Raw genomic sequence first — 11,416 nt, 5'->3', positions numbered from 1 at the left:
ACCTGACCGAGCAAAAATCAAACGGCCGGCCCCGGGCATGGCGACGAGATAGATTACCGAGCCGCCAAGATGGCGTCGATGAGCGTCAGTACGCCCCCGTCGTTGTTGCTCGGAATGCGCCACTTGGCATGCGCATTCATATGCTCTTCGGCATTGTCCACGATAAAGCTATGCCCGACGCGCTCGAGCATAGGGATATCGTTGTAGGTGTCGCCCACGGCGGCGGCATCGGCGATATCGATGCCCAAGTGCTCGCACAGGTGCGCGACGCCGGCGCCCTTGTCGACGCCCAGGTTCATAAAGTCGATCCACTCGCGGCCCGCATTGGTGACGTAGAGCTGATCCGAGAACGCGGGGTTATAGGTCTCGCGGAACGCAGGCTCGGCGTCGTAGGCGGGGAAGAAGATCGAAATCTTGTTGGACTCGAAATCAATGCCCTCAAAGCTGTCGACGTAGTTGATTGTGTTGTAGTAGACGCTGATCTCGTCGTGGTATTGATGGTCGCGGGCAAGCACGTAGAACTCGTCGAAGCAGCACAGGACGGGAACGGCGCGAGAATCCTCCGAGGCACGAGCGAGCACCTGTTGATACAGCGCCACATCGATATTGCTCTTATAGATATAGTTGCCGCGATATATCACGCACGCGCCGTTATCGGGGCAAAAAGCGATGCGGCTCTTGATGTCCTCGAACATCTCCTCGAGCTTGGGTGCGGGACGTCCGCTGGCGGGGCAGAATACGATGCCAGCCTCGGCGAGCTTGTCCAGGCGCTCGTCAAGTCCTTGCGGCAGCACGCGCTCGTCGGTCAGCAGCGTCTTGTCCATGTCGACGGCGATGAGCTTAATGTTTCCGATATTGGCGTCCGATTCGTAAGTTTGCATAAAATCGAGCCTTTCGTTTCGAAATTGTTTCAGACGTTATAACCATCAACTCGTAATCAGGCGTATTTTCGCAGGAACGGAGCGTATTTGCACTGCATTTCACAAACTAATGAAAAAACTTTTCAGAAATTTGAATTTGTCGCTTGTGCAGCGGGCACTTTAGCGTAATATAGCGACCATCGAAAACGGAGACGGCAAAAGAGCCGCTTACCGAGGAAAAGGTACCGTTTGCGATATTAGAATTGCGCCCGGCGATAGGTGAAAGGAGAGGCAGATGCAGTTCGTAAAGATCATAACCACTGCAGACAATGCCATCCGACGCCAGCGCGCAATTTCCCGACGACGATAACAATCGTCTCTGTCCGCATGGGGCGAATTGCCTCAACAGAGTCATTTTAAGGTCGTTGGGTTTTAGCACGACATTGCTGTATGTTTCTAGGGCATGTATGTGCTGATTTTTGCTATTTAACCTGATATTGCACGGTACGTGACCTTGAAATGACTTGCAACTGACCGATGTTCTAACTAGCTACCAAGGGCGAAAGGAAACAGCCATGAGCAAGGAAAAAGTCGTTCTCGCATATTCCGGTGGTCTTGATACATCCGTATGTGTCAAGTGGCTCCAGGACGAGAAGAATCTCGATGTCGTTTGCGTCTGCGGCAACGTGGGCCAGGAGGAGACCGGCCTGGATGCCAAGAAACAGAAAGCGCTCGACCTGGGCGTTCTTGATTGCCAGGTGCTCGACCTGCGCGATGAGTTCTCCGATGAGTTCCTGACCAAGGCCATCGCCGCAAATTCCATGTACGAGAACAAGTACCCGCTGCTTTCCGCTCTGTCTCGCCCGCTGCTCGCCAAGAAGCTTGTCGAGGTCGCCCACGAGTTTGGCGCGACCTACGTCGCCCACGGCTGCACCGGCAAGGGTAACGACCAGGTTCGTTTTGAGGCTGCCGTCAAGGCCCTCGACCCCGAGCTTAAGGTTATCGCCCCGGTTCGCGAGTGGGATCTGAAGTGCCGTCCCGACGAGGTCGCCTATGCTCACGCCCACAACGTGCCGGTTCCCGAGGGTGCCAACGACAACCCCTATTCCATCGACGACAACCTGTGGGGTCGTGCCATTGAGTGCGGCCACCTGGAGGATCCCTGGAACGAGCCGCTCGACGACGCCTGGGTTATGACCAAGAATCCCGAGGACACGCCCGACACCCCGACCTACACCGAGATTGAGTTTGAGGCCGGCAAGCCCGTCGCCGTCGACGGCAAGAAGATGAAGCTCTCCGAGATCGTCATCGCCCTCAACAAGATTTCGGGCGATAACGGCTTTGGTCGTCTCGACCTGGTCGAGGATCGCCTGGTGGGCCTCAAGAGCCGCGAGTGCTATGAGGTTCCCGGCGCCCTGACGCTTATCACCGCCCACAAGGCGCTCGAGGATATTTGCGTCGAGGGCGATCTGCTCAAGACCAAGATTAAGCTCGAGCAGGATTGGGCCACCGCCGTGTACAACGGCCAGTGGTACAGCCCGCTCAAAAACGCACTCGACGCCTTTATGGCCGATACCCAGAAGTTCGTGACCGGCACCGTCCGCCTGAAGTTCTTTAAGGGCAACTGCCATGTTGTCGGCCGCAAGAGCCCCTTCAGCCTCTATGACTACGGTCTGGCCACCTACGACCGCGACACCACGTTTGACGAGAAGGCCAGCGCCGGCTTTATCGAGATCGACACGCTGTCGCTCAAGACGTGGGCCAAGGTCCAGGGTCCCAGCTCTGCTGCCGCCTAGGCTTAAGTCTTTCTCCCTTGGTATCCGCGCGGCCCATCCGCGTGATACATAACGGGCGCATGGGGTCCCTACCTTTCGTTATGCTTGCTGACACTTCTTAACATCGGTGGCCCCTACATTCCGCCCGCATATATGATGCCGCGCCTGCGGCTGAGTCCGAGCCCCGCCGGGGTTGTCCGGCGGGGCTCCTTCTATCAATTTGACGGCTCTGCGCCTATATATATCTGAGGAGTATCCATTATGTTCAATGCTATCGCGCATGCTTTACTTGCCCTCGCGCCCGAGTTCGATGCTGCAAAGGTCGAGGATGTCCCTATGAGCCTGAAGACATGGATTGACGGCTCGGCGAGCAACGGCTGGCGGGAGTCGATGGGCGCCAAGTGCCTGGTGCGTCACTTCTTTGCAAATTAGCCACATGGTCTCGCGCTCGGTGGGGAATGTGCAAAACTAGCGGTTGATAAATCGCTTTAGCGACATGGCGCTTTGCTTTGGGCGCTTGTTTTGGTATTTGGAGAAAGGGGACGGTTCCATGGCTCTTTGGGGCGGTCGTTTTGAGACAGGCGTGGCCGAGGTCACGCAGGAGTTTGGCGCGTCGCTGCCGGTCGACAAACATCTCTATAAGCAGGATATCGCTGGCTCTAAGGCACATGCCAAGATGCTGGCGGCCCAGGGCATTATCAGTGCAAAGGACGAGCAGGCGATTGCCGAGGGTCTGACCGCAATCGAACAGGATATCGATGCCGGCAACTTCACCTTCGATATCAACGACGAGGACATTCATATGTCCATCGAGAGCGAGCTGACCCGTCGCATCGGCGAGGCGGGCAAGCGCCTGCATACCGGGCGTTCGCGCAACGACCAGGTGGCGACCGATACACGCCTGGGCGTCAAGGCGCTGGCCAAGGAGCTCATGGAGGCCAATCTTGAGCTGCGCCACGTGCTGGTGGATGCGGCCAAACAGTACGACAAGGTGATTCTGCCGGGTTACACGCACATGCAGCATGCTCAGCCCGTGCTGCTGTCGCATCATCTGCTGGCGTATTCTTGGATGTTCGCGCGCGACTTTACACGCCTGAAGGCCGCCTTTGATGCTGCCGACAACTGCCCGCTGGGCGCTGCCGCGCTTGCCGGTACGAGCTATCCGCTCGATCGTCAGATGACGGCCGCCGAACTTGGCTTTGCGGGCGTGATTCCCAACTCGCTCGATGCGGTTTCCGACCGTGATTTCCTCCTCGATCTGCATTACGCCGGCTCCGTCATGGCGATGCACCTGTCGCGTCTTTCCGAGGAGATCGTGCTGTGGTCGAGCTCCGAATTTGGCTTTATCACGCTTTCCGACTCGTATTCCACTGGCTCGTCCATCATGCCGCAGAAGAAGAACCCCGATTTTGCCGAGCTTATCCGCGGCAAGAGCGGCCGAGTCTATGGCAACCTGGTGCAGCTGCTCGTGACCATGAAGGGCCTGCCGCTCGCCTATAACAAGGACTTGCAGGAGGACAAGGAGGGCGCGCTCGATACCGCCCATACGCTCATGCAGTGCCTGTCCGTTATGGCCGGTATGATCTCGACCTGGACCGTCAACGAGGATGCCATGGCGCGCGAGTGCGGCGTGGGGCACCTTGCCGCCACCGACGTTGCCGACTACCTGGCCAAGCGTGGCCTGCCGTTCCGCGAGGCCCACGCCGTGGTGGGCCATTTGGTCCTGATGTGCGAGAAGCGCGGCTGCAATCTTGAGGACCTGCCGTTTGAGGTGTTCCAAGAGGCAAGCCCGCTCTTTGAGCACGACATTACCGAGGCGCTCGACATCCCGTCGATTGTCGCTGCACGCACGACCGAGGGCGGTACCGCCCCTGCCGCCGTTGCCGTGCAGCTGCAGCGTGCCCAGGCACAACTCGTTGCCGACGAAGGTGTGCTTGGATCGCTGACCAAGGTCGTCGAGATGGGCCATGGGGCAAAGTAAGGGTTTAGTTGAAGCGGCTTTGGCCATTTATTGATAAATCGTTTTTGCCTTTACGGGCGTCTGCTGCAGTGGACGCCCGTATTTTGTTGCAATGGGAAAGGGGCTTGTCGATAACTTCTGTAGGACCTTTGGGCAGGTTGTGAAGGGGCTACGTTCACGGGCGGCAACCGACCGTCCGCTCGGTTCGGTGCGGTTGATGCGCGGTCGGATGGTACTCTAATCGGGCTTCGAAACAGAAGTGACACATATGGAACGTTTTAATAAATTGTAGTGTTTCAATAAACAGTTTTTTGTTTAACTGCAGCTAAAACTCTGTTACGATGCAGTCCAGGCGGGTGCCGGAATGGGACTTGGGCACGCGCGAACCTACTTGAAAGGCTACCTTATGGCTATCGAGAAGACCTTCATTATGATTAAGCCCGACGCTGTGCGCGATCGCAAGATCGGCGAGATCGTTGCTCGCATTGAGCGCAGCGGCCTTGTCATCGAGCGCATGGAGATGACCACGCTCGAGCGCGCTACCGTCGAGGAGCACTACGCTCATCTGGCCGACAAGCCTTTCTTTGGCGGTCTCTGCGACTTTATGACGAGCGGTCCGGTCGTCAAGATGGTCGTTTCCGGTCTCTCCGCTGTCTCCAAGATGCGCACCCTTATGGGCGCTACCAACCCGCTTGACGCTGCCCCCGGCACCATTCGCGGCGACTTCGCTGTCGATGTCAACGCCAACGTGATCCACGGCTCCGACTGCCTGGAGAACGCCGAGATCGAGATCAAGCGCTTCTTTGGCTAAACCAGCTTTGACTCCTCAAAGCTGTTAGCGTGTGGCTTTGGCGCCGCGGAATTCCATCCGCGGCGCCCTTTTTATTCCAGTAGATTTCTAGGTATATCCCAAAAATCTACTAAACAGCCCCCGTCCGGATGTTTCTTCCGGGCGGGGGCTGGCGTTAGCGTATGGCTTTGTAGGTCTTTAAGCCTCGTCGACGACCTTGAGGCCGCGCGTGTGGTCGATCTCGTTGAGGAGGTTAACGCGACGCTCGTGACGACCGCCCTCAAACTCGGCGTCGAGCCACTCGTCGACAATCATCTTGGCGAGCTCGGAGCCCACGACGCGGGCGCCAAAGGCGAGCACGTTGGTGTTGTTGTGCATGCGGGAGAGCTTGGCGCTGAAGGGCTCGGAGCATACGACGGCGCGAACACCTTCGACCTTGTTGGCGGCCAGGCTGATGCCGACGCCGGTACCGCAGATTAGGATACCCAGGTCGACGTCACCGTTGGCCACGGCCTTACCCACCTTGTAGCCGGCGATGGGGTAATCAAAGCTCTCGGAGGTGTCGGTGCCAAAGTTCACGACCTCGCAGCCGCGCTCCTTCAGGTGCTCGGAAATGATGTTCTTGAGCTCGACGGCGGCGTGGTCGTTGCCGATACCGATCTTCATGAGTGGTTCCTCTCTGGTCCGTGCGGCGGAATTGCTAAAGGTTTTACCGCGTTCGACTGCATGATAGCGCGTCTTTTGCCTAAACACTCGGGCGTTTTTTGGTCAAACGCTTTAGCGGACGCGAACATTAGCCCATCACGAAAAATGCCGCCAATTTGCTTCTGGCGGCCGTCTGCCGGAACTCGACTTGCGGTTTTTGGTGCCTTGTTATCAAATGGAGAAGTTGATACTTGCGAGAGCAACCCGTTATACAAGTAGGAGATACCTATGCCTGCCGATTCCCTTCGTGATACCGCGTTTTGCGATGTTTTGAACCGCGAGCTTGTCTGTGCGCTCGGCTGCACCGAGCCCATTGCCGTTGCCTATGCAGCGGCGCTGGCGAGCCAGACGCTCGGTTGCGAACCCGATCATATGGATGTTGCCTGCTCGGGCAACATCATCAAGAACGTAAAGAGCGTGACCGTGCCCAACTCGGGCGGTATGCACGGTATTGAGGCCGCGGCCGTGCTGGGTGCCGTGGGCGGTGACGCCAAGAGCGCGCTCGAGGTGCTCGAGAGTGTTGGCGATGCAGACCGTGCTCGCGTGACCGAGCTGCTCTCCGATGCCGACTACTGCGATGTGTCGCTTGTCGAGGGTGTGCCCAACCTCTACATTAAGGTGACTGCCACGGCCGGAGGTCATACTGCGGTCGTCGAGATCACCGACCATCACACCAATGTTACGTGCCATACACTCGATGGCATTCCGATGTGTGGCAAGTCGGTGGGGGAGTGTGCCGCCTGCGCCGAGCGCGTCGTGGCCGAGCGTGCCGCCGATAACGCCGATACGCCCATGTCGATTGAGTCTATCATTGACTTTATCGAGGACGGCGACATCGAGGGCGCCCGCGCTGCCGTTGAGCGTCAGATTGAGCTGAACGGCGCAATAAGCGCCGAGGGCCTGGCGCACGCTTGGGGCGCTGAGGTAGGCCGTACGCTGCTGGGCGCTCGTGCCGACGACGTCGCCTGCCGTGCCCGTGCCCGTGCGGCCGCCGGGTCCGATGCCCGCATGAACGGCTGTGCGCTGCCGGTCGCCATTGTGTGCGGCTCGGGCAACCAGGGTATTACCTGTGCGTTGCCCGTTATGGAATATGCCGACTACCTGCGCTGCGACCACGAGCGCCTGGTGCGCGCCGTGATGCTGTCTGATCTTATTGCCGTGCATATCAAGAGCTATATTGGTGCGCTCTCGGCGTTTTGCGGTGCTATTTGCGCTGCGTGTGGTGCCGGCGCGGCGATTACCTGGTTGTGCGGTGGCACGCGCGAGCAGATCGGCGCGACGGTCTCCAATACGCTCGGTAACGTGGGCGGCATCGTGTGCGATGGCGCCAAGGCAAGCTGCGCCGCTAAGATTTCCGCTGCCGTTGATGCGGCGATTCTGGGCCACGATATGGCCATGCAGGGCCGCGGCTTCCGTGCCGGCGAGGGCCTGATTCAGGATACGGTGGAAGAGACGATCGCCAGCATGGGCTATGTGGGCCGCGTTGGCATGAAGGATACCGACGTCGAGATCCTCAACATCATGATCGGCAAGACCATCGTCGACTGCTAGGGGCTCTGGGGCACTGCATCTTGTTGTTGAAACTATCGCGCTTGTGGCTGTAAAGCACCTGTCTGCATTGCGGACAGCGAGGATCTCGCGGTAGGTCACCAGGTCGTTCTCGCGCTTGATGCGCTCGAGGACGGTTGCGACAACAAGCGCCGCTATCGCCGGCAGGAACGCCGCAGCCGCGGCGAAGCCGGCGCCCCAGGTGCCCTCCATCCAGTTAAACGCCGGCGACAGTATCAGTGCGAACGCCACCGCCAGCCGCAGCATCCGCGTTCCCATGCGCTTGCGATCTCTTTCGACTGCCTCTTCCATAACGGTTACGTCTCCCTTCACGAGCGTGTCTATGGAGGTGTCGAATAGGATGCTCAGCATGAGCAGGCTCTGGACGTCCGGATACGTCTTGTCCCGCTCCCAGTTCGAGATCGTCTGACGCGACACGTAGAGTTTCTCGGCGAGCTGTTCTTGGGAGAGCCCCATCGCCTCGCGCCGCGTCTTGATCTGGTTGCTGATGTCCATCGTCACCTCCCGGTCGTGAAGGAGCGTCCCGCGAACACGTAGGGTGCGCTATCGAATCTGTTGTACATCATATGCGGCAAGGCTTGCCGGGCGCTGCAAAAACTGTTTTGCACGGGGTTTACCTGCATGATTGTTGCTGCGATGCGTGCCATCGCCGCGGGGAGATTTGGCTTGTGGAGGCTTGCGGGGCGATGGCTTAGCGATGCTGTCGAGCAATCGTCCAAGTGTACAGGCCCATGGCGGCGTAGCCGATTGCGGTATAGGCAACCCCATGGAACGCAAGGTCCTGGCTGCCCTCGACCTTGAGGGGAAACAGGACCGCGGGTCCGATTCCGAGCGCCGCGGGTACCCAGAAGAGCGTCCTCGCGGAGTTCGCGGCGAGCAGGCCGAGGGTGATTGCAGTTGCGGGGAGCACGGGGTAGATCAGCGCCATCATGGCGATCATGCCGGCATCGGGTGGGACGACCCTCACCAGGAGGACGGGGATTGCCCAGCAGGCGCCAACGATTGCGATCAATGCGATGAGGGACGCGCGTACGGTGACGTTCATGGGGCACCTCCTAACGGGAATCGCCCCCATTCTGGCATACATCTTCAGAATGGGGGCTAAGGGGGATACCATTTCGGGGAACGGGTGCGTACCCGCGCTTTTAACTCAGCATCTTGGCGAGCATGCCGATGCCGACGCCCACCAGTCCGCCGGCGATGGCGCCGATGATGATCTGCACCGCGTTGCGCGTGCCCTTGACCCAAGGGTTCATCTCGCGCTCACGGCGCCCCTCGAGCGTGTCGCGATCGACCTGCTCGCCGCGGCTAAACGCCAACACCTCGCGGTACGTGACGAGGTCGTGCTGCTTCTTCATGCGTTCCATATACACGAACGCCACGAGCATCACGACGAGCGCCACGGCGGCAAACGCCGCGGTGGGCGCGATGTGCATGCCCCAGCCCCATTCGAACTGGAACGCCGCCCACGCGCTCAGCACCAAAAACACGACCGCACTCACGACCGTGATTGTGGATAGGGCGTTGTACTTCTTGACCGCTTCGTTCATTACCTGTGCCATGGTTTCCACATCTCCTTTGATGAGGGAGTCCACGGTCACCCCGAACACGTTGGAAAGCAGCAGCAGGCTCTGGACATCCGGATACGTACGGCCGCACTCCCAGTTGCTGATGGTCTGGCGCGACACGTAGATGCGCTCCGCCAGATCGTCTTGGGACAGTCCGAGCTCCGTGCGATGCTCCTTGATGTGCGAGCCCAGCTCCATGCGTTTGCTCCCTAGAGGGTCGGGGTGACCCCTGTCGAGAGCCACCATGTCATTGACGCGAGCATCGTACCATCAAAGGTCTTTATATTTGACCCCCACGGGGCAAAATCGAGCTGTCAAAAGGCTTTATATACGACATCTAGCTGGGAAAAGAACGGTCCCCAAAGGCGGATGCCTCCGGGGACCGGTTGGTGCGTATAGAGGGGGCGAGCTTGCTTTGGGTTGGTGTTGGCCCCGCCGTTCGGCTCGACTTTGGAGCGGCGGGGCTCAGCTCTGCCTCGACCGCGGCGCGGGGCGCGGCTTTGTCCCGACGTCGGCAGCGGCCGAGCCCTGTCTTCCCGGCTTAGCCCTCTTCGCCTTTGGGCGTGCCCTTGAACGAGGGCTCTTTCTTCGGCAGCCTTCCCGCGCGTTTGAGGGCGTCTCGCAAGATCCATTCCACCTGACCGTTGGCGCTGCGCATCTCATCGTCCGCCCAGCGTTGGACGGCCTCCCAGATAGCGGGGTCTATACGGAGTGGATACTGCTTGCGTGCCATGACGTGCCTTCTTGTCGAATGTGCAATTTTGCACCCGTCCCCATATTACTCATTGGTGTTGGGGTTAGTACAGCGAGCCTGCGTTGAGCACCGGGTGCGCCTCGGATTCACCGCAGAGCACCACCATGAGGTTGCTGGCCATCTGCGCCTTGCGCTCGTCGTCGAGCTCGATGGTGCCGCCGGCAGCCATCTCCTTCACGGCCATGTCGACCATGGAGACCGCGCCCTCGACGATCTTCTTGCGTGCGGCGATGACGGCCTCGGCCTGCTGGCGGCGCAGCATCGCCTGGGCGATCTCGGGGGAGTAGGCGAGGTGCGTGAGACGTGCATCGTCGACCTCGACGCCGGCGGGCGCCAGGCGCATCGCGAGCTCGCGGCGCAGGGCTTCGGAGACCTCTTCCACATTGGCGCGCAGCGTGATGGCGCCGGCGGCATCGGACTCGTCCTCCAGGTGGTCGTAGGCGTACACGCTCGCCACGTGGCGCAGCGCCGTCTCGGCCTGCATGGCGACATAGCTCTGGTAGTCGTCGACGTCGAAGAGCGCCTTGGCGGTATCGGCGACGTGCCACACCACGACGGTTGCGATCTCGATGGGGTTGCCCATTTTGTCGTTGACCTTCAGGCGCTCGCCATTCAGGGTGCGCACGCGGGTGGAGATAGTGGTGGGGTTGCCCTTGGCGGCCTTCTGCGCCGCGGCCTTGGCGGCCTTGGAATCGCTCATCTCGAGCTCGATCATCTCGCCGATCCCGGCCGATCCGCCCATGCTCTTGCTAAAGAACGGGTTGGCCCAGAAGAAGCCCTCGTCGCGGACGGTGCCCACGTACTTGCCGAACAGGATGCACACGCGCGCCTGGCCGGGCTGCAGCGAGAAGAATCCGTTGAGTGGGATGAACCACAGGCAAAACGCGAGGATGCTGAGGCCGAGCCCCCATCCGTAGACTGCGGGCGCGTCGACGCCGTCGGGCGTGCTCGCGAGCCCGATGGTGCTCCAGATAAAGAGGCCGATGATGACGATGAGCGCCACCGCCACGGCGACGAGCATGCCGTAGCCCGACTTGGCCTTGAGTTGCTTTTCCACGCTCATTGTGAGTTCCTTTCATGACTGCGCCGGCGTTTGCATGACGTCCCCGGCGCCGCGCTCCAGATTGCGATGGGGAGGAGGCGAGTCCCCGAGCAGTCCGTGCGACTGCTGATTGCATTGTGATATCACATTGAGACCAAGTCAAGGAGAATCGGATGCCGTCTCTCATGGCATAAGTGGTTCGGGGCGCCCGGCATCTACGCTCCGTAGAGGTCTTCCTGTTGCATCTTGGCTCGCAAGTCCCTATAATAGATTCACTCACGGCTGAAGGTTTACCTCTAGATTTGGAAAGGGGAGCTGCACCATGCTTGCTTCCATGAGGATTTGGCTCTAGCCACGGTCGCGTGAGCGACCGGTACTTCGCTGCATACCACC

General features: G+C 59.6%; 11 protein-coding genes and 1 pseudogene. 5 read left to right on the top strand and 7 right to left on the bottom strand.

The window, feature by feature from the left end; translation table 11 throughout:
* Positions 1 to 53: 53 nt before the first annotated feature.
* Entirely contained in the window at positions 54 to 881 is an 828-nt protein-coding gene (locus tag ACTNBY_RS02035) for a Cof-type HAD-IIB family hydrolase (RefSeq protein ID WP_441063179.1), read from the bottom strand.
* Between the two features lie 554 nt (positions 882 to 1,435).
* On the opposite strand from ACTNBY_RS02035, the gene ACTNBY_RS02030 reads away from it, so the two are divergent.
* The 4 genes from ACTNBY_RS02030 (at position 1,436) to ndk (ending at position 5,406) form a co-directional block, all read left to right on the top strand.
* A complete protein-coding gene (locus ACTNBY_RS02030; protein WP_441056173.1) occupies positions 1,436 to 2,656 on the top strand; it encodes an argininosuccinate synthase in 1,221 nt (406 codons plus the stop codon).
* A 240-nt stretch (positions 2,657 to 2,896) separates the two neighbouring features.
* Positions 2,897 to 3,067: a hypothetical protein gene (locus tag ACTNBY_RS02025; protein ID WP_441056172.1), complete on the top strand. Its 171-nt coding sequence runs from the start codon at positions 2,897 to 2,899 to the stop codon at positions 3,065 to 3,067.
* 118 nt (positions 3,068 to 3,185) lie between these two features.
* Entirely contained in the window at positions 3,186 to 4,616 is a 1,431-nt protein-coding gene (argH, locus tag ACTNBY_RS02020; protein ID WP_427747767.1) for an argininosuccinate lyase, read from the top strand.
* A gap of 385 nt (positions 4,617 to 5,001) precedes the next feature.
* The gene (ndk, locus tag ACTNBY_RS02015; RefSeq protein ID WP_055251725.1) at positions 5,002 to 5,406 is read left to right on the top strand and encodes a nucleoside-diphosphate kinase; all 405 of its coding nucleotides are present in this window, start codon (positions 5,002 to 5,004) and stop codon (positions 5,404 to 5,406) included.
* Positions 5,407 to 5,583: 177 nt separating this feature from the next.
* Here the strand turns inward: ndk and rpiB are convergent, their stop codons facing one another.
* Complete coding sequence (gene rpiB, locus ACTNBY_RS02010; RefSeq protein WP_006234151.1) at positions 5,584 to 6,051, bottom strand: ribose 5-phosphate isomerase B; 468 nt, start codon at positions 6,049 to 6,051, stop codon at positions 5,584 to 5,586.
* Between the two features lie 267 nt (positions 6,052 to 6,318).
* On the opposite strand from rpiB, the gene ACTNBY_RS02005 reads away from it, so the two are divergent.
* The gene (locus tag ACTNBY_RS02005; RefSeq protein ID WP_441063177.1) at positions 6,319 to 7,641 is read left to right on the top strand and encodes an L-cysteine desulfidase family protein; all 1,323 of its coding nucleotides are present in this window, start codon (positions 6,319 to 6,321) and stop codon (positions 7,639 to 7,641) included.
* A 342-nt stretch (positions 7,642 to 7,983) separates the two neighbouring features.
* Here ACTNBY_RS02005 and ACTNBY_RS02000 read toward each other — a convergent pair.
* From ACTNBY_RS02000 to ACTNBY_RS01980, 5 genes and pseudogenes are all read right to left on the bottom strand, one after another.
* Positions 7,984 to 8,154: pseudogene (locus tag ACTNBY_RS02000) on the bottom strand (helix-turn-helix transcriptional regulator); the annotation flags it as partial.
* Positions 8,155 to 8,350: 196 nt separating this feature from the next.
* A complete protein-coding gene (locus tag ACTNBY_RS01995) occupies positions 8,351 to 8,704 on the bottom strand; it encodes a hypothetical protein (protein WP_441063176.1) in 354 nt (117 codons plus the stop codon).
* Positions 8,705 to 8,804: 100 nt separating this feature from the next.
* Positions 8,805 to 9,425: a helix-turn-helix domain-containing protein gene (locus tag ACTNBY_RS01990; protein WP_117762863.1), complete on the bottom strand. Its 621-nt coding sequence runs from the start codon at positions 9,423 to 9,425 to the stop codon at positions 8,805 to 8,807.
* Between the two features lie 343 nt (positions 9,426 to 9,768).
* The gene (locus tag ACTNBY_RS01985; protein WP_117734980.1) at positions 9,769 to 9,960 is read right to left on the bottom strand and encodes an Arc family DNA binding domain-containing protein; all 192 of its coding nucleotides are present in this window, start codon (positions 9,958 to 9,960) and stop codon (positions 9,769 to 9,771) included.
* A 64-nt stretch (positions 9,961 to 10,024) separates the two neighbouring features.
* A complete protein-coding gene (locus ACTNBY_RS01980) occupies positions 10,025 to 11,044 on the bottom strand; it encodes an SPFH domain-containing protein (RefSeq protein WP_118345662.1) in 1,020 nt (339 codons plus the stop codon).
* Positions 11,045 to 11,416 lie beyond the last annotated feature (372 nt).

The sequence above is a fragment of the Collinsella sp. HCP28S3_E12 genome, assembly GCF_052065595.1.
Taxonomy (GTDB): domain Bacteria; phylum Actinomycetota; class Coriobacteriia; order Coriobacteriales; family Coriobacteriaceae; genus Collinsella.
Note: the sequence above shows the minus strand (reverse complement) of the source record. Positions and strands in the feature narration are given on the sequence as shown.

Excerpts from the sequence above, each read along its gene's own strand:
- ACTNBY_RS02030 (WP_441056173.1), top strand. The coding sequence starts at position 1,436 with ATGAGCAAGGAAAAAGTCGTTCTCGCATATTCCGGTGGTCTTGATACA.
- ndk (WP_055251725.1), top strand. The coding sequence starts at position 5,002 with ATGGCTATCGAGAAGACCTTCATTATGATTAAGCCCGACGCTGTGCGC.
- ACTNBY_RS02035 (WP_441063179.1), bottom strand. The coding sequence starts at position 881 with ATGCAAACTTACGAATCGGACGCCAATATCGGAAACATTAAGCTCATC.
- ACTNBY_RS02025 (WP_441056172.1), top strand. The coding sequence starts at position 2,897 with ATGTTCAATGCTATCGCGCATGCTTTACTTGCCCTCGCGCCCGAGTTC.
- rpiB (WP_006234151.1), bottom strand. The coding sequence starts at position 6,051 with ATGAAGATCGGTATCGGCAACGACCACGCCGCCGTCGAGCTCAAGAAC.
- ACTNBY_RS01990 (WP_117762863.1), bottom strand. The coding sequence starts at position 9,425 with ATGGAGCTGGGCTCGCACATCAAGGAGCATCGCACGGAGCTCGGACTG.
- argH (WP_427747767.1), top strand. The coding sequence starts at position 3,186 with ATGGCTCTTTGGGGCGGTCGTTTTGAGACAGGCGTGGCCGAGGTCACG.
- ACTNBY_RS01985 (WP_117734980.1), bottom strand. The coding sequence starts at position 9,960 with ATGGCACGCAAGCAGTATCCACTCCGTATAGACCCCGCTATCTGGGAG.
- ACTNBY_RS01980 (WP_118345662.1), bottom strand. The coding sequence starts at position 11,044 with ATGAGCGTGGAAAAGCAACTCAAGGCCAAGTCGGGCTACGGCATGCTC.
- ACTNBY_RS02005 (WP_441063177.1), top strand. The coding sequence starts at position 6,319 with ATGCCTGCCGATTCCCTTCGTGATACCGCGTTTTGCGATGTTTTGAAC.
- ACTNBY_RS01995 (WP_441063176.1), bottom strand. The coding sequence starts at position 8,704 with ATGAACGTCACCGTACGCGCGTCCCTCATCGCATTGATCGCAATCGTT.